The sequence below is a fragment of the Xanthomonas sp. SS genome (genome assembly GCF_014236835.1).
Lineage (GTDB): Bacteria > Pseudomonadota > Gammaproteobacteria > Xanthomonadales > Xanthomonadaceae > Xanthomonas_A.
Genome location: NZ_CP051190.1, coordinates 4,078,023 through 4,095,371, shown reverse-complemented (window position 1 = coordinate 4,095,371; position 17,349 = coordinate 4,078,023). Strand labels below are relative to the sequence as shown.

Sequence of the window (17,349 nt, the reverse complement as noted above, 5' to 3'; positions counted from 1 at the left end):
CGACCAGTCGAGCATGCCGGCATTGCACGGCGATGAATCCGGGGCCGGTGCGATCCGACCCGGCGCAGGCGTCGCTACAGATAGCGCAGCCAGGCCAGGTCGCGGCGCCGCGCCTTCAGCCGCGCGAACGCCGCCACCGGCCAGTACAGCGCCACGCCCAACACCGCGGCGATCGCCCACAGCGCCGCCACACTGTCCACGCCGAACAATGCGCCGTGGTTCGCGCCCCAGTACGCCAGCGCCGCCAGGTACAGCAGCTTCAGCGCGTACAGGTGCAGCAGGTAGAAGAACATCGGCGCCGCGCCGATCGCCGCCAGCGGTGCCAGCAGCCTGGCCAGCGGCGGGTGCTCGTACAGACGCAGCAACAGCAGGCCCACGCCCAGGGTCAGCAGCAGGAACAGCAGCGACGGCGGGTACTTGGTCAGGTTGAAGAAGCTCATCGCGGTGTGCGCCACGTCGGCCTGGTCGCGCCAGGGCGCATCGCCGTAGCCGTTGTGCCAGCGCAGCAGGTGGAACAGCGCCAGCGCGCCGAGGCCACAGGCCAGCAGGAGCTGCCGGCGTTGCGGCGCCGCGGTGCCGGCGCCGTACCAGGGGCCGGCCGCATAGCCCAGCGCGATCACCCCGATCCATGGCAGCAACGGATACGAGGTGCGCACGCGCAGCTCGCCCAGGTGCAGCCAGCTGCGATCGTGCAGCACGGCCCAGGCCGTGGCCAATGGACCGTCGCCGGGCATGTGTACGCCATCGAGCAGGTTGTGCCCGGCGACCAGCGCCACGCCGAGCAGCGCCAGCAGCGGGCGCGGCAGCCACAGCAAGGCCGCCAGCGCCAGCATGCTCAGCCCGATCGCCCAGATCACCTGCAGGTACAGCACCTGCGGCGGGAACGAGAAGGTCCAGGCGAAGTTGACCAGGGTCAGTTCCAGCACGATCAGGAACAGTCCGCGCTTGAGCAGGAACGCCGCCGCCGCTTTGCGGCCACGTGGCTGCCGCGCTGCGTACAGCCACGCCGACAGCCCGGTCAGGAACACGAACACCGGCGCGCACAGGTGCGCCAGCAGGCGCGCCACGAACAGCGCCGGGGCGGTGGTTTCCACGTCCACCGGATCGCCGATCGGGTGATGCAGATAGAACGTCTCGCGCACGTGGTCGAGCAGCATCAGCAGCATCACGGTGCCGCGCAGCAGATCGATCGAGGCCAGGCGCGAGGAGGCTGGGGAAAGGGCGGGGGAGGCGGAAGACATGCGCTGCGGTTCGTGCCAATATTGAAATAATATAACATTTCTTTTTTCGGGTGCTTCGCTCCATGCCGCCACGTTCGCCGCATTCGCTGTCCTTCGTTGCCGCCTTGCTGGCCGGCCTGAGCGCCGGTCCGGCCGATGCCGATGCGGTCCTCGACGCCGCGTCCGAGCCAGCCGAACTGGACACGGTGCGCGTGGTCGGGCGCCGCGACTCGGGCACCTACTACGCCGATGCCACTCAGGGCAGCAAGACCGAGCTGAGCCTGCGCCAGTTGCCGCAATCGGTGCGGGTGCTGCCGCGGCAGGCGATCGACGACCTCGGCGCGACGCACCTGGACGGCACGCTGGACTACGTCGGCGGCATCTCGCGGCAGAACGGCTTCGGCGGGCTGTGGGACAACTTCGCGGTGCGCGGGCTGCCCGGCAACGAAAACACCGGCAGCGCGACCCTGCTCAATGGCCTGGCCGGCAACCGCGGCTACAACGCGCCGCGCGACACCGCCAACATCGAGGCGATCGAGTTCCTGAAAGGACCGGCGGCGGCGCTGTACGGCAGCAGCGAACCGGGCGGCACGCTCAACATCGTCACCAAGCTGCCGCAGTGGCGGCCGGCGACCGCGCTGGAACTGTCCGCCGGTAGCCACGACGCCTACCGCGTCGCGGCCGACAGCACCGGGCCGCTGGGCGATAGCGTCGCCTACCGGCTCAACCTCGCCGCCGAGGACAGGCACAGCTTCCGCGACTTCGTGCAGACGCAGCGCCGCTTCCTCGCGCCGGCGCTGAGCTGGCGCCTGGGCGAGGCCACCACGCTGGACTACAACGGCGAATGGCTGCGCCACCGCACGCCGCTGGACCGCGGCGTGGTCGCGGTGCGCGGCGACCTGCGCGCGCTGCCGCGTTCGCGCTTCCTCGGCGAGCCGGGCGATGGCGACGTGCAGGTCGAGAACCGCAATCACCAACTGCTGCTGCGGCACGCGTTCTCCGAGACATGGAGCGGGCTGCTCGCCGCGTCGCAGCGCGACGCCAGCCTGCGCGGCTACTCCACCGAACCCAGCGCGGTACAGGCCGATGCGCGCACGCTGTGGCGGCAGCGGCGCTGGCGCGACTTCGCCTCGCACGACAGTGCGCTGCAGGCCGAACTGCGCGGCCAGGTGCGCAGCGGCACCTGGCGCCACGATCTGCTGGTCGGCATGGAGGCCTACGACTTCGTGCTCGAGCAACGCATGCTGCGGGTCCGCCCCAGCGCCGCCGCGCCGTACGCGCTTGACCTGTTCGCGCCGATCTACGGGCAAGCGCTGCCGACGCCGCTGCCGTTCGTCGATACCCACGAGCGCCAGCGCAACCTGGCGCTGTACCTGCAGGACGCGGTGGCGTTGAACGCGCAGTGGACGCTGCTGCTCGGCCTGCGCCACGACCGCTACCGGCAGACGCTGGAGGACCGCCGCAGCGGCGGCCGCTACGCGCAGACCCCGGCCAGGACCACGCCGCGCATCGGCCTGAGCTATGCGCCGGGCGAGCAATGGTCGTGGTACGTCAATGCGGGGCGTTCGTTCCGCCCCAACAGCGGCTCCGACGTCTGGTACGGCACCGGCACCAGCACCACGCCGGCGCCGGAAACCGGCCGCGCGCTGGAGCTGGGCGGCAAGTGGCAGGCGCGAGACGGCCGCCTCGGGGGCACCCTGGCGTTGTACGAGATCGTCAAGGACAACGTGCTCACCGGCGATCCGCGCAATCCGGGTAACCAGATCGCCGCCGGCCGCGTGCGCAGCCGCGGCGCCGAGGCCGACGTTTCCGGCCAGCTGAGCGCGCACTGGCGGCTCAACGCCAGCGCCTCGTGGAACCGGGTGCAGGTGCTGCGCGACAACACGCTGCAGGTCGGCGGCAGCCTGATCAACGTGCCCAGGCTCAACGGCAGCGTGCTGGCGGTGCGCGAGACGCCGCTGCCCGGCGGCGGACTGTTCGGCGTCGGCGGCGGCATCACCCATACCGGCGCGCGGCTGGCCGAGGCCTATACCCAGGCGCAGGCCGACGCCGGCATCGCACCGGCACGCTTGCCGGCCTACACCGTGGCCAAGCTGATGGCCTACTGGCGCATCGACGAACGGTTGCGCGTGTCGCTGGACGTGGACAACGTGTTCGACCGCAGCTACTACACCAGTTCGGTCGCGGCGACGCCGTGGGTGGCGGTGGGCACGGCGCGCACCGTCAGCGCCGGTGTGCAGTACCGGTTCTGAGCGCGGCGCGCGCTCAGTCCTCGCCGATATCCTCGTTCCACACGTCCGGATTGGCCGCGATGTAGCCGCCGAGCAGGTCGATGCACTCCTGGCTGTGCAGGTCGATCACATTGACTCCATTCTCGCGCAGCCAGTCGATGCCGCCCTGGAAAGTCACCGATTCGCCGACCACCACGGTGCCAATGTTGAACTGCCGCACCAGGCCGCTGCAGTACCAGCACGGCGCCAGCGTGGTGACCATGATGGTGTCCTTGTAGCGGCGCTGGCGGCCGGCCTTGCGGAACGCATCGGTCTCGCCGTGCACCGACGGGTCGCCTTCCTGCACGCGGCGGTTGTGGCCGCAGCCGAGCAGGCGGCCGTCGTTGTGGTACAGCGCCGCGCCGATCGGGATCCCGCCTTCGGCCAGGCCCTGGCGGGCCTCGGCGATGGCGGTGTCGAGCAGGGTGCGGTAGTCGGGCGTGGCGATCATCGAGTGCGGCTCCGTGGCGGGATGACGCCATAGTGCGCATGGCGGCGCGGGCTGTCACCACCGCAAGCCGGCGCGGCGCGGGCGCACGCGGCGGCGTCTTTGCGAAAGCAGCGCGCGCGCGCCGCATCAGCGTTGCCGACGGCGTGCGCTGCGGCTTTACTTACCGCGCAAATGGGGCTATGAACGCTCTACCCCACCCCCCGCATCACCGGCTCGGCGCAGGCCTTGCTGCAGAAACGCTGTTGTCCGACGACAGGAGACACGCGATGCGCACCACGATGTGGAAAGGGATTGGCGGGCTGGCCGTGGCCGCAGGGATGGCGACCGGCGCGCAGGCGCAAGACCAGGAAAAGGTGCAGGGACTGCAATGGAGCGACGGCGCGGCCAGCGCCTCGCTGTACGGCACGCTGGACATCGGCTACGTCGGCCGCCGCGGCGGCAATGGTGCGGTCGTCGATAGCGGCAGCGAACACGATCTGCAGAGCGCCGCCGGCTCCGACGGCAGCAATCTCGGCCTCAAGCTCGGCTACGACCTCGGCAACGGCACCCGCCTGATCGGCGAGGTCGAGGTCGGGGTCGACCTGACCGGCGACAAGGACGCCGGCAGCGGCGGCGACACGTTCTACACCCGGCATGCCTGGCTGGGCGCGACCGGCGGCTGGGGCACGCTGCTCGGCGGCACCGTCGACGGCGGGCGCGCCGCGGTGCTCAAGCAATACGATCCGTTCAAGGGCCGGTCGGTCGCCAGCGCCGGGTCCCTGCAGGTGGTGGTGTCGCGGGCCAAGGACGCGGTGGTCTACGTCACGCCCACCTGGCGGGGACTCAACGCCACCTTCGCCTATACGCCGAACCTGCTCGGCGTCAGCGACCGCGACAGCCGCAGTCCGCTGTATGCGGTGATCCTGGGCTACAGCAACGGACCGCTGAGCCTGGGCTACGACCACGAAGAGGAATGGTGGAACGACGTGCCCGGCCTGACCCGGCTCAAGATCAATCTGTTCGGGGCCAGCTATGACGTCGGCCCGTTCAAGCTGTACGGGTTCTACGAACGCATCGACATCCAGCAGCCGTTCGACGTCGCCGCGCTCGGCTTCTACCACGAGCACAAGGGCTATCTGCTGGGCTTCACCGCGCCGATGGGCGCCAACGGCCTGTGGAAGGCGGCCTGGAGCCGGCGCGATTCGTCCTACGTGGACAATACCTGCAACAAATGGGGCGTGGGCTACCAGCACACTTTGTCGCCCAAGGCCTATCTCTACGCCGACTACGCGCGGATCGACAATGGCGCCGGCGGCACCTGCACGATCGCCTACAGCAACGAACAGACCTCCGCCGACCTCGGCCAGGGCGACGCCGGCGGCTACGGCATCGAGGGCGTGGACGTGGGCCTGGTGCTGAAATTCTGAACGTGGGCCGGTACCTGGCCGGCGCCGCGTGGCGGCTGCGACCCTCGGCCGCAGACCACGACGGCGCCGGCAGTGCGATAATCCCGCCATGAGCGAATCCCCCTACAAGACCGGCACAACCCATTTCGGCTTCCGCGATGTCGATGCCAAGGACAAGCAGAAGCTGGTCGGCGAGGTGTTCACCTCGGTCGCCGGCAACTACGACCTGATGAACGACCTGATGAGCCTGGGCATCCACCGGGCCTGGAAGCGCTATTTCGTGGCCACCGCGCAGGTCAAGCCGGGCGACCGCGTGCTCGACCTGGCCGGCGGCACCGGCGACATCGCCGCGCTGCTGAAGGAGCGGGTCGGCGACGACGGCGCGGTGGTGCTGGGCGACATCAATGCCGGCATGCTGTCGGTAGGCCGCGACCGGCTGACCAACCGCGGCCTGGTCGCGGGCCTGGACTACGTGCAGTGCAACGCCGAGGCGCTGCCGTTCCCGGACCAGAGCTTCGACCTGGTCACCATCGCCTTCGGCCTGCGCAACGTCACCGACAAGGACGCGGCGCTGCGCGAGATGTACCGGGTGCTGAAGGTCGGCGGGCAGGCGCGGGTGCTGGAATTTTCCGCGGTCACCGCCGACTGGTTCAAGCCGATCTACGACTTCCATTCGTTCAAGATCCTGCCGCGCCTGGGCAAGCTGTTCGCCAAGGATGCCGACAGCTACCAATACCTGGCCGAGAGCATCCGCAAGCACCCGCCGCAGGACGCGCTGAAGGGCATGATGGCCGAGGCCGGCTTCGAGCGCAGCCACTACAAGAACCTGACCGGCGGCATCGTCGCGATCCACTCGGGCTACAAGATTTGACGGCGGGGATTAGGGATTGGAGATTCGGGATTCGTAAAAGCGGGGCAATGCGCTCTTTACGAATCCCCAATCCCGAATCCCCAATCCCGGCCGTCAAGGTAAACTTCCGGTTTCCCCGAACCGGTGCTGTCCGCCATGCGTTCCCCGTTCCTGTTGCTGTCCCTGGCCGCGGTCATCGCGACCGGTTGTTCCCGCGAGGCTCCTAGCGAAGCCGCCGCTCCCGCCGCCAAGCCCGCGCCCGCCGCCGTGAAACCCGCCGACCGCAGCCACGACGAAAGCTCCTACGCCGAGCCGGGCAAGGTCGTGATCAAGGACCTGGCGCTGGACCTGAAGCTGGACTTCGACAGCAAGCAGATCGGCGGCACCGCCACCTACACGCTGGACTGGAAGGACAAGAGCGCCAAGCAGTTGCTGCTGGACACGCGCGAGCTGACCATCGAGAACGTGCAGGGCGACGACGGCAAGGGCAACCTGGCGCCGCTGCAATACGCGCTGGCGCCGGTGGACAAGATCTACGGCAGCAAGCTGACCATCGAAGCGCCGAACCAGCCGCAGAAGGTCACCATCGCCTACCACACCGCCGCGACCGCCTCGGGCCTGCAGTGGCTGGAGCCGTCGATGACCGAAGGCAAGAAGCTGCCCTTCATGTTCAGCCAGTCGCAGGCGATCCATGCGCGCAGTTGGGTGCCGCTGCAGGACACGCCGAGCGTGCGCTTCACCTACAGCGCGCACGTCGTGTCGCGCCCGGACGTGATGGTGCTGATGAGCGCCGACAACGATCCGAAGGCGGCGCGCGACGGCGACTACACGTTCAAGATGCCGCAGCCGATCCCGTCCTACCTGCTGGCCATCGCCGCCGGCGACCTGGTGTTCAAGCCGATCTCCGAGCGTTCGGGCATCTGGGCCGAACCGTCCATGGCCGACAAGGCGGCCAAGGAGTTCGAGGACACCGAGAAGATGATCGTCGCCGCCGAGACGCTGTACGGTCCGTACCGCTGGGGCCGCTACGACATGCTGGTGCTGCCGCCGTCGTTCCCGTTCGGCGGCATGGAGAACCCGCGCCTGACCTTCGCCACCCCGACCGTGATCGTCGGCGACAAGTCGCTGGTGTCGCTGATCGCGCACGAACTGGCGCATAGCTGGTCCGGTAACCTGGTGACCAACGCCAGCTGGAAGGACATCTGGCTCAACGAAGGTTTCACCACCTACGTGCAGGCGCGCATCACCGAAGCGCTATACGGCGCCGAAGCGGCGGAGATGGAGCGCGAGATCGACCAGACCGACCTGCTCGCCGAGGTCAAGGACATGAGCCCGGCCGACCAGGCGCTGGCGCTGCCGGCGCTGACCGAACGCGATCCGGACGATGCGCTGAGCCAGGTCGCCTACGTCAAGGGCGCCTGGTTCCTGCAGTTCCTGGAACAGCGCTTCGGCCGCGCCACCTTCGATGCGTTCCTGCGCGGCTGGTTCGACGACCATGCGTTCCAGAGCGCCAACACCGATCAGTTCGTCGACTATCTGAAGAAGAACCTGCTGGCCAAGAAGCCCGATGCGGTCAGCGAGGCCGAGCTGCACGCGTGGCTGGACGAGCCGGGCATTCCGGCATTCGCGCAGAAGGCGCGTTCGCGCAACTTCGCGATGGTCGATACCGCGCGCATCGCCTGGGCCGGCAGCGGCACCTTGCCGGGCAAGCAGGTCACCGATGCGTGGAGCACGCAGGAGTGGACGCGCTTCCTCAGCGGCCTGGGCGCCACGCTGAAGCCCGAGCAGCTCAAGCAGCTCGATGCCGCCTATCACTTCACCGGCACCGCGAACGGCGAGATCGCCATGCGCTGGTATCCGCTGGCGATCCGCAGCGGCTATGCCGACGCGCGCCCGGCCGCCGGCGAGTTCATCGCCCGCGTCGGCCGCCGCAAGCTGATCCTGCCGATCTACGCCGAGCTGGTGAAGATCCCGGACGGCCTGGCCTTCGCCAAGCAGGTCTTCGCCCAGGCCAAGCCCGGCTACCACCCGATCACCACGGTGTCGGTGGAAGACATGCTGGCCAAGGCCGACAAGGGCGCCGCCGCGCACTGAGGCGGCGCTGCGTGCGAACGCACGGCACGGATCGCGGCGCCGGGAGCAGTCCCGGCGCCGTCTTCTTTTGCGCAACGGCGATTGCCGCTGCCCACTGCCTGCGGCATACCGACCCCGGGCGTAACGCCCCAGCATGCAGGACTTGGCGCAAACCAGGCCGCATGCGAAGGTAGGCGCATGGCCCGTTTCCGGTTCCCGGCTCTTCCATGTTGCTGCTGACGTTGTTGCTGCTACTGGCGTTCACCGCGCTGGCCGTGGGCTTGGCGCTGCTGGTGGGCGCGGTGCTGTTGTTGCGCAGCAAGCCGGTCCTGCTGGTGCGCCTGGAGAGCCTGCGCCTGCGCTGGGGCAGCGGCCTGCAGCGTTGCCAGACGCAGGTCGCCGGGCATCGCTGGACCTACCTGCACCGCGCCGCGGCCGATCCCGCCGCCCCTGCGCTGCTGCTGGTGCATGGCTTCACCGGCAGCAAGGAGAACTGGTTGCCGCTGGCGCGCGCGCTCGGCGATCGCTATCACCTGTTCATTCCCGATCTGCCCGGCTGGGCCGAGAGCCAGCGCATCGACGGGCAGGACTACGGCTTCGTCGCACAGGCCGAGCGCGTGGCCGCGTTCGCCGCGCGGTGCGTGCGCGGTACGGGCAGCGAATGCGTGCTGATCGGGCATTCCATGGGCGGCGGCATCGCCGCGCTCGCCGCGGCGCGCCATCCGCACTTGTTCGATCGCGTTGGCCTGCTCAACGCTGCTGGCGTGCGCTTCGCCGACAACGCCTTCGGCCAGGCGGTGCTGGATGGCGACAATCCGTTCGCGGTGTACGACGCCGACTCGCTGCGCCGCTACATCGATACGGTGTTCCTGCTGGAGCCGAGCAAGCCGCGCATCCCGTCCTGGGCGGTGTCGTCGATCGTCGCTTGGCGGCGCAGCGAGGCCGGCTTCGAACAGCAGGTGCTGGCGCGGATCGGACGCAGCGAGGAGGCCTTTCTGCCGTTCGAGGAAGCCGCTCGCATCCGCCAGCCGGCGCTGCTGCTGAACTGCGTGCAGGACGCGGTGATCGATGCCAGCGCGCTGGCGCTGTACGCCGAGCGCGTGCCGCAGGCGCTGCAGGTGCTGCTCGACGGCAGCGGCCACATGTCCATCGTCGAGAAGCCTGACGAGGTCGCACAGGCGATCGCTACTTTGATCCAACGAGGAGTCCCCCGATGAAACGCATTCTGCTCGGCGCGCTATGCGCCGTCGCCCTGGCCGGTTGCGGCGACCACGAGGCCGAGCGCAAGGCGCAGGCCGCGGCCGAAGCGCAGGCCAAGGCGCAGGCCGCCGACGATCTGGCCAAGCAATACGACGCCGCGGTGAAGTCCGGCAACTGGGACCTGGCGCGCATCCATGGCGCGGCGCTGCTGGAGCAGTATCCCGGTTCGGACGCGGCCGAGCGCATCGAGCCGGGCTACGCCGAGGTCAAGGCCAAGGGCGAGGCGGCGCGTGAGCTGCGGCGCATGCAGGCCGCCTGGGAATATTCGCAGGTGCCGGCCGGCAAGGGCACGCAGCGCTCGGCGATGCTGTACAGCCGCGACAAGGTCGATGTGGACGGAAGCGGCCCCAAGCCGATGCAGCTGGTGTTCCGCGATCACCCCGAGTGGAAGCGCAGCGCCTACCTGGTGCTGCAGGCTGGCGATTTCCGCTGCGCCGGCGGCTGCAAGGTGCAGTTGAAGGCCGACGACGCCGCGCCGCGCGCGGCCGCGGCGTGGCGCCCGAACACCGACGAGGCGATCGCGATGTTCATCAGCGACGACAAGGCGTTGTGGAAGCTGGCGCGCAAGACCACGGTGCTGCAGATCGAGTTCCCGGTGAAGGCCGGCGGCACCCGTATCGCGGTGTTCGAGACCGGCGGCCTGGACGGGTCGCAGATGCCGGGATGGGATTGATCGCGGAGGCACCCGGCGCGCGCCTGCGCCAGGTGCGGCACTGGGTGTTCGACATGGACGGCACGCTGACTCGCGCGGTGCACGATTTCGCGCTGATCCGCCGTAAGCTGCAGATTCCGCCGCAGGCCGACATCCTGCAGCATCTGGCCGCGCTGCCGGCCGAGGAGGGCGCGGCCAAGCACGCGTGGTTGCTCGAGCACGAACGCGCGTTGGCCTTGGGCGCTGTCGCTGCGCCCGGCGCGCCGGCGCTGTTGCGCGCGCTGCATGCGGCCGGTTGCCGGCTGGCGCTGTTGACTCGCAATGCGCAGGAGCTGGCGCGGGTGACGCTGCGCGAGATCGGGGTCGATGAGTTGTTCGAGGAGGTCGCCATCCTCGGCCGCGACGAGGCGCCGCCCAAGCCGCATCCTGGCGGTCTGCAGCAGTTGGCTGCGCATTGGGGCGTGGCGCCGCATTCGCTGGCAATGATCGGCGATCACGAATACGACCTGCAGTGCGGGCGCCATGCCGGTGCGACGACGGTGTTGTTGCATGCGGACAATCTGTGGCCGGCGCTGGCCGATTTGCACTTCGCCGATTGCGCGGCGCTGCTGGAATGGTGGCAGGACGCGACCGGGTAGGGCGTTCTTTTCTGTGGGAGGGACTTCAGTCCCGAGGCTTTGTCGGTGAAGCATCGTCGGGACTGAAGTCCTTCCCACAAAGAGCGAAAGGCGTGCAGTTGTTGCCACCGCTATGCAGATCCGGCGCTCTGTGCCCATGCGTCGCATAGCGGATTGCCAATCTCTGCATCCTTCTGGTTCTCCTGCCATCGCCACTGCAACATGCGAGCAATTGCTTTTGTAGGAGCGGCTTCAGCCGCGACTGGTTCTGTCAGGAAGGTGTCGCGGCTGAAGCCGCTCCTACAGTGATTTATCCCCCGCCATCGCAAAAGTAGAGCTTTCGCCTTGCGGCGAGTCACTTTTCTTTGCTTGTGCAAAGAAAAGTAACCAAAAGAAAGCACCCCCTACTGCGCGCCCTCCGCGCTGCGCGCTCCGGGTCCGCGAATAGGACGGGATTCGCGGAAGGGGCATCCTGCCCCTGCCGCGAACGGCGCACATCCCTGTGCGCCGCCCCTTCGGGGTTTTTCCCGACCTATTCGCCGCTGCGTAAGGGACCCGGAAAGCCCAAAGCAACAGCACAACAGCAGCAGAGCAACAGCAGAGCAACAGCAGAGGCAGGAACACAAGAGCGCGAGCTGGAGAATTTGCTGCCTCGGATGGTGCGGTTTGCCGCTCGCGCGGTGATCTGCGGCGTCGCGTCTCCAATAGCTGCTTTGCGATGCAATAGCGTCTGGGCAGGAGTCTGGGACCGCATTCCCCACGCGCGCACCGTTAGCGCCGACGGATCGGTTCGGCTCCCATCCTGGCGTCTGGCAGTTCCGCCGGCCGCTGACGCGCATGGCGCTCCGGCCCCGCTGCGCCAATCGCGATACAGGCCGGTGGCGCAAAGTGTGCCGTTTCCGATACAGCGCGGCCGCTCGGCAGGGGCGCGGCTCTGCCCATGCCGCGGCCGATGCTTGTGGCTCAACGATGGCGCACTGCAGCAGCGCGCTGGCACGTTGATTGCTCTCTCACTCGCGATGTTTCCACATCCCGCCGCGCAGGCCGTTCGACGGTAAGCGCCACGGCTCTTCAACGAGGGGAGTAGAACGATGCACAGTCATCCATGTCGTACCCGTGCCTGGACGCTGCTCGCGCTGGCAACCGCGCTGGTGCTGGCAGGTTGCAAGAAGCAGGAAGAAACCGCGGCGCCGGCCGCACCGGCCGCTGCGCAGCAACCGGCCGCTGCCGCGCCGGCCGCGGTGGCCGATACCGATAGCGAGTTCGCCACCAATGCCGCCAATCCCGACAACTGGGGCGGCATCGGGCGCGACTTCGGCCTGAACCGGCACAGCCCGCTGGCCGAGATCAACCGCGACAACGTCAAGAACCTGAAGATGTCGTGGGAGATGAAGACCGACGCCACCCGCGGCCACGAAGGCCAGCCGCTGGTGATCGGCAGCATCATGTACATGGTCAGCGCGTATCCGAACAATGTGTTCGCGATCGACCTGGCGGCGCAGGACGACGGCGGCAAGGTGCTGTGGAAATACACCCCGCAGCAGGACGAGCGCTCGGTGGCGGTAGCGTGCTGCGACACGGTCAACCGCGGTGCGTCCTATGCCGACGGCAAGCTGGTGTTCGGCAGCCTCAGCGGCGACGTGATCGCGCTCGATGCCAAGACCGGCAAGGAAGTGTGGAAGCAGAAGCTCGCCTATCCTGAAAAGGGCGAGACCATCACCATGGCGCCGATCATCGCCGACGGCAAGGTCATCGCCGGCATCAGCGGCAACGAATTCGGCGTGCGCGGCCGCGTCGCCGCGTATGCGCTCGGCGACGGCAAGCAGGCCTGGTCGTGTGAGGCGACCGGCACCGACAAGGACATCTGCCTGGGTCCGGATTTCAACAAGGCCAATCCGCAGCACGGCCAGCTTGGCGACCTGGGCGTGAAGACCTTCCCGGAGGAAGGCTGGAAGCGCGGCGGCGGCGCGGCGTGGGGCTGGTACAGCTACGACCCGAAACTGAAACTCCTCTACTACGGCACCGGCAACCCCGGCCTGTGGAGCCCGTCGTACCGCTGCGGCAAGACCACGCAGAAGGAATGCGATACCGGCGAATACGACAACAAGTGGTCGATGACCCTGTTCGCGCGCAAGATCGAGACCGGCGAAGCGGTGTGGGGCTACCAGAAGACGCCGTTCGACCAGTGGGACTACGACGGCATCAACGAGCCGATCCTGGTCGACCTGACCATCGACGGCAAGCAGGTACCCTCCGTGGTGCAGTTCGACCGCAACGGCTTCGCCTACGTGCTCGACCGCCGCGACGGTACCCTGCTGCGTGCGCACAAGTTCGTGCCGGCCAACTGGGCCGAGAGCATCGACATGAAGACCGGCCGCCCGATCAAGGTCGCCGCGCATTCGCCGCTGGAGCGCGGCAAGAAGGTCGAGGCGTTCCCGTCGGCGATGGGCGGCAAGGACCAGCAGCCGTGCTCGGTGGATCCGGCCAATTCGGCGGTGTTCTTCTGCGGCACCAACAACTGGCACATGGAACTGGAACCGCAGGAACGCGGCAACACCATGATGGGCCTGCCGTACGTGTTCGCCAACGTGATGATGAAGCCGAACGAACCCGGCGCATTGGGCATCGTCAAGGCGTTCGACGTGGTCGAAGGCAAGTCCAAGTGGGAGATCAAGGAGAAGTTCCCGGTGTGGAGCGGCACCCTGGTCACCGACGGCGGGCTGGTGTTCTACGGCACGCTCGACGGCTGGTTCCGCGCGGTGGACAAGGACACTGGCAAGAAGCTTTGGGAGATGAAGATGCCGTCGGGCATCATCGGCAACCCGATCGCCTACAAGGCCAACGGCCACCAGTACGTGGCGGTGTTCTCCGGCATCGGCGGCTGGATCGGCCTGCCGGTCGCCGGCGGCCTGGATCCGGGCGATCCGTACGGCGCGCTGGGTGCGGCGGGTCTGGCCTTCAGCAACGGCTTCGACAAGATCCCGTTGGGCGGCATGGTGCATACCTTCCGCATCGATGGCGCCGGCAAGACCGTCACCGCCAGCGCCACCGCTGCGGCGGGTGGCGCACCGGCCGCCGCGGCCAAGACCGCGCGATGAGCCGGCGGCGACGCGTCCATGTCGCGAGCGACCGCCCGGGGGAGGCGGTCGCCCAGCGGCGCTTGTATCGGGGCGCGCGCGCCGTGGTGTTGCTTTGCAGCCTCGGACTCGTCGCCGCAGGTTGCACGCGCGAGCCGTCGTCCGCGACGGCTCGCGTTCCTGAGGCCGCCTCCAGCGCGGCCGCCAAACCAGCGGCGGGCACCGTGCCCGCCCCCGCGCTCGCCGCCGATGCGGCGGTGCTGCGGGTCTGCGCCGATCCGGGCAACATGCCGTTGTCCAATCGCGCCGGCGAAGGCTTCCAGAACAAGATCGCGCAGGTCCTCGCGGAGGCGATGGGCCGGCGCCTGGAATACGAATGGCGCACCTACTACCAACGTGGGTTGGCGCGCAGCACGATCAACGCCGGGCGTTGCGACGTGCTGATGGACATGAACAGCGATTTCGAGATGGGCTTGCCCACCCAGCCGCTGTACCGCTCCACCTATGTGCTGGTGACCCGCAAGGGCCTGGCGTTGCAGCCGGCCTCGTTGGACGATCCGGCGCTGAAGAAACTCAAGATCGGCGTGTTCCAGAGTTCGCCGGCGCGGCAGGCGCTGTTCGACCACGGTGTGTCCGGCGATGTGCAATACCTGTTCTACGACTCGGCGACCTCGCCGCAGGACCACCCGGGCAAGCTGGCCGAACGCGTCGCCGGCGGGCAGCTCGACGCTGCCGAATCCTGGGGTCCGGTCGCCGGCTACTACGCCGCGCGCGGCGGTATGGGCGTGGTGCCGCTGAACGTCATCGACGACGAGGTGCTGGAGTATTCGATGGCATGGGCGGTGTCGCGCAAGAACGCCGATCTGCGCGATGCGCTGAACGCGGCGATGCAGCGCAGCGCCGGCAAGATCGGCGCGATCCTGCGCGAATACCACGTGCCGCTGGTGGCCTGCACCGACTGCATCGTCAACGGCGATCTGCGCTCGCACGGCAGCTACGACACGCCGGCCGACGACACCACCACGCCGAGTGCGCAGGCCTCTTCGGAGATGCTGGCGCAACTGCAGCTGCGCATCGCCGGCGGTGCCGACCCCAACCAGGAACTGGCGCATGCGCTGGACGCCGGCGATGGCGTGCGCGTGGCCTGGCTGCTGCGCCATGGCGCCAGCGCCGACCGGCCCAACCTGCTGGGCGAGCCGCCGCTGCACCAGGCGATCCGCAACCAGGCGCCGACCCTGGTCGGCGAGTTGCTGGCGGCCGGCGCCAACGTGGAAAGCCGCGACGGCAGCAGCGGTTGGACGCCATTGATGAAGGCGGCCTGGGACAACGACGCGCAGAGCGCCAAGCTGCTGCTGGCGCGCCGGGCCAAGGTCGATGCGGTGTCCAAGGACGGCTGGACCGCGTTGGATCTGGCGATCTCCTATGCCGATATCGAGCTGGTGCAGGCGCTGCTCGGTGCCGGCGCCAACGTGCGCCGCAGCAATCCGGCCGGCTTCACCCCGGTGATGTTCGCAGTGGCGCGCAACGATCCGCAGATGCTGGATGCCTTGCTGGCGCGCGGTGCCGAGGCCGACCGGCCCAACCGCGCCGGCGTCACCCCGCTGATGCTGGCCGCCGCCGCCGGCCGCGCGGACGCCAGCCGCCGCCTGCTCGCCGCCGGCGCCAACGCGGCCACCCGCGACGCCGACGGCAAGACGCCGGCGGCGCTGGCGCAACAGCGCGGCGATGCGTCGCTGGCGCAACTGCTCACGGAGGCCGAACACCGACGCACGCAATGACCGCCACGCCTTACCTGCTCGCGCCGCAGCCGCGGCATTCACGTCCCCACAGTCCGTCCCGCAAAGGTTCTTTTCCCATGCGCAATGCCGTCGTCCGCCGTTCCGTCGTCCCGAAGCTGCTGCACCTGTCCCTGCTCGCGTTGACCCTGGCCCTGGCCGCCTGCGGCAAGGATGCACCGCCTTCCGCCCCTGCTGCCGCGCCTGCCGCTCCATCGACGGCCCCCGCGGCCGCACCTGCGCCCAGCGCCGCCCCGGCCGCTGCGCCGGCTGCCGCCGCCGCGACCCCGCCGCCGGCCGCGGTCACCCCGATTCCGAAAGGCCCGCCGGTGAAGGTGACGCCGGAGCTTGCCGCCGAAGGCAAGAAGATCTTCCTGTCCGCCGGCTGCAGCGCCTGCCACGGCGGCACCGGCGGCGGCGGCATGTGCCCGCCGCTGACCAACGACATCTGGGTCTACGGCCACGACGACGACACGCTGCGCACGCTGATCAGCGAAGGGACCGCCGGCATGACCGCGCATGGCAAGGTCCGCGTCGGCCACGAGAAGGTGGTCGGGCAGATGCCGCCGTTCGCGCCGGTGCTCAAGGACGGCGACACCGAGAAGCTGCTGGCCTTCATCCACTCGATCAACAAGACCGCGGGCGCGGCTCCATGATCCCAGGCGCACGCCGCACGCTGGGCACCGCTGCGCTGGCGCTGCTGCTGGCCGGTGCGGCCTGCCAGCGCGCGGCGGCGCCTGCCGGTGCCGCGGATGCGAACGCCACCGCCAAGCCGTCCGCCACGCCGGCAGCGGCGCTGGCGTACGTGCCCAACCAGCGTGCCGGCACCATCTCGGTGATCGATACCGGCACCGATGCGGTGCTGCGCACGCTGTCCGCGCAGGGCCAGCTCGGCAAGCGCCTGCAGCAGATCCTGCCCGGACCGTCCGGGCATCTGTATGTGATCGACGCGCAAGGCCACCGGCTGCTGGAACTGGATACGGTGCAGGACCGGGTGCTGCGCAGCGTGGATATCGGCGAGAACGCCGAGGGCATCGCCGCGTCGCCGGACGGCCGCCAGTTCGCGGTGTGCGTGGAAGGGCAGAACCAGGTGATGCTGATCGATCCGACCAGCTTCGCGATCGGCGCGCGCATCGCCACCCAGGGCCAGGCACCCGAGCACTGCGTGTACAGCCCCGACGGCGCGCTGCTGCTGACCAGCAACGAAGGCTCCAACGATCTGGACGTGATCGACCTGAAGGCGGGCAAATCCACCGGCGTCATCGCCACCAGCGGCCATCCGCGCGGCATGGCGTTCGCCCCCGACGGCAACACCGTCTACGTGGCGCAGGAAGCGGCCAGCGTGGTCGATGTGATCGACCTGGTCGCGCGCCGGCGCGTGGCCAGTATTCCGGCCGGGCAGCGCACCGCCGGCATCGCCATTTCGCGCGACGGCAGCCGCGTCTACGCCTCCAACGGCGGCGCCGGCACGGTCAGCGTCATCGACCCGGCCGCGCGCGCCAGCCTGGCCGAGATTCCGGTCGGGCAGCGCCCGTGGAATCCGGCGCTCAGCGCCGACGGCAAGAAGCTGTACGTGGCCAACGGCCGCTCCAACAGCGTGAGCGTCATCGACACCGCCACCATGAAAGAGATCAAGCAGATCGCAGTGGGCGACATGCCCTGGGGTGTGGTCATCGCGCAGTGAGGCGAGGAGCGCATGCGGCACAGCGAGAGGATGCG

At 68.9% G+C, this 17,349-nt stretch carries 13 protein-coding genes; 11 read left to right on the top strand and 2 right to left on the bottom strand.

Annotated elements, in window-relative coordinates; all coding sequences use genetic code 11:
* Positions 1-74: 74 nt before the first annotated feature.
* Positions 75-1,241, bottom strand: a complete 1,167-nt coding sequence (locus HEP74_RS17205) for an acetyltransferase domain-containing protein (protein ID WP_185813894.1) — start codon at positions 1,239-1,241, stop codon at positions 75-77.
* A 62-nt stretch (positions 1,242-1,303) separates the two neighbouring features.
* Here HEP74_RS17205 and HEP74_RS17200 point away from each other — a divergent pair, with 62 nt between their 5' ends.
* Complete coding sequence (locus HEP74_RS17200) at positions 1,304-3,472, top strand: TonB-dependent siderophore receptor (protein WP_185813893.1); 2,169 nt, start codon at positions 1,304-1,306, stop codon at positions 3,470-3,472.
* Between the two features lie 13 nt (positions 3,473-3,485).
* Here the strand turns inward: HEP74_RS17200 and HEP74_RS17195 are convergent, their stop codons facing one another.
* Positions 3,486-3,941: a nucleoside deaminase gene (locus HEP74_RS17195; RefSeq protein WP_185813892.1), complete on the bottom strand. Its 456-nt coding sequence runs from the start codon at positions 3,939-3,941 to the stop codon at positions 3,486-3,488.
* 266 nt (positions 3,942-4,207) lie between these two features.
* On the opposite strand from HEP74_RS17195, the gene HEP74_RS17190 reads away from it, so the two are divergent.
* From HEP74_RS17190 to HEP74_RS17145, 10 genes are all read left to right on the top strand, one after another.
* Positions 4,208-5,347, top strand: a complete 1,140-nt coding sequence (locus HEP74_RS17190; protein ID WP_185813891.1) for a porin — start codon at positions 4,208-4,210, stop codon at positions 5,345-5,347.
* Between the two features lie 88 nt (positions 5,348-5,435).
* Positions 5,436-6,197, top strand: coding sequence for a bifunctional demethylmenaquinone methyltransferase/2-methoxy-6-polyprenyl-1,4-benzoquinol methylase UbiE (gene ubiE, locus HEP74_RS17185; protein WP_185813890.1), 762 nt, complete (start codon positions 5,436-5,438; stop codon positions 6,195-6,197).
* A gap of 135 nt (positions 6,198-6,332) precedes the next feature.
* A complete protein-coding gene (locus tag HEP74_RS17180) occupies positions 6,333-8,270 on the top strand; it encodes a M1 family metallopeptidase (protein ID WP_185813889.1) in 1,938 nt (645 codons plus the stop codon).
* Between the two features lie 206 nt (positions 8,271-8,476).
* Positions 8,477-9,466 (top strand): alpha/beta fold hydrolase, encoded by a 990-nt coding sequence (locus HEP74_RS17175; RefSeq protein WP_185813888.1) that lies wholly within the window; start codon positions 8,477-8,479, stop codon positions 9,464-9,466.
* Positions 9,463-10,182 (top strand): hypothetical protein, encoded by a 720-nt coding sequence (locus HEP74_RS17170; RefSeq protein ID WP_185813887.1) that lies wholly within the window; start codon positions 9,463-9,465, stop codon positions 10,180-10,182. Before HEP74_RS17175 ends, HEP74_RS17170 begins: the two co-directional genes overlap by 4 nt.
* Positions 10,173-10,799: an HAD family hydrolase gene (locus HEP74_RS17165; RefSeq protein WP_185813886.1), complete on the top strand. Its 627-nt coding sequence runs from the start codon at positions 10,173-10,175 to the stop codon at positions 10,797-10,799. The genes HEP74_RS17170 and HEP74_RS17165 overlap by 10 nt, the downstream gene beginning before the upstream one ends.
* Before the next feature lie 1,070 nt (positions 10,800-11,869).
* Entirely contained in the window at positions 11,870-13,876 is a 2,007-nt protein-coding gene (locus tag HEP74_RS17160; RefSeq protein ID WP_185813885.1) for a methanol/ethanol family PQQ-dependent dehydrogenase, read from the top strand.
* Positions 13,873-15,633 (top strand): quinoprotein dehydrogenase-associated putative ABC transporter substrate-binding protein, encoded by a 1,761-nt coding sequence (locus tag HEP74_RS17155; RefSeq protein WP_185813884.1) that lies wholly within the window; start codon positions 13,873-13,875, stop codon positions 15,631-15,633. The genes HEP74_RS17160 and HEP74_RS17155 overlap by 4 nt, the downstream gene beginning before the upstream one ends.
* Before the next feature lie 77 nt (positions 15,634-15,710).
* Positions 15,711-16,286, top strand: a complete 576-nt coding sequence (locus HEP74_RS17150) for a c-type cytochrome (RefSeq protein WP_185813883.1) — start codon at positions 15,711-15,713, stop codon at positions 16,284-16,286.
* On the top strand, positions 16,283-17,314 hold the full coding sequence (locus HEP74_RS17145) for a beta-propeller fold lactonase family protein (RefSeq protein ID WP_185813882.1): 1,032 nt from the start codon (positions 16,283-16,285) through the stop codon (positions 17,312-17,314). The genes HEP74_RS17150 and HEP74_RS17145 overlap by 4 nt, the downstream gene beginning before the upstream one ends.
* Positions 17,315-17,349 lie beyond the last annotated feature (35 nt).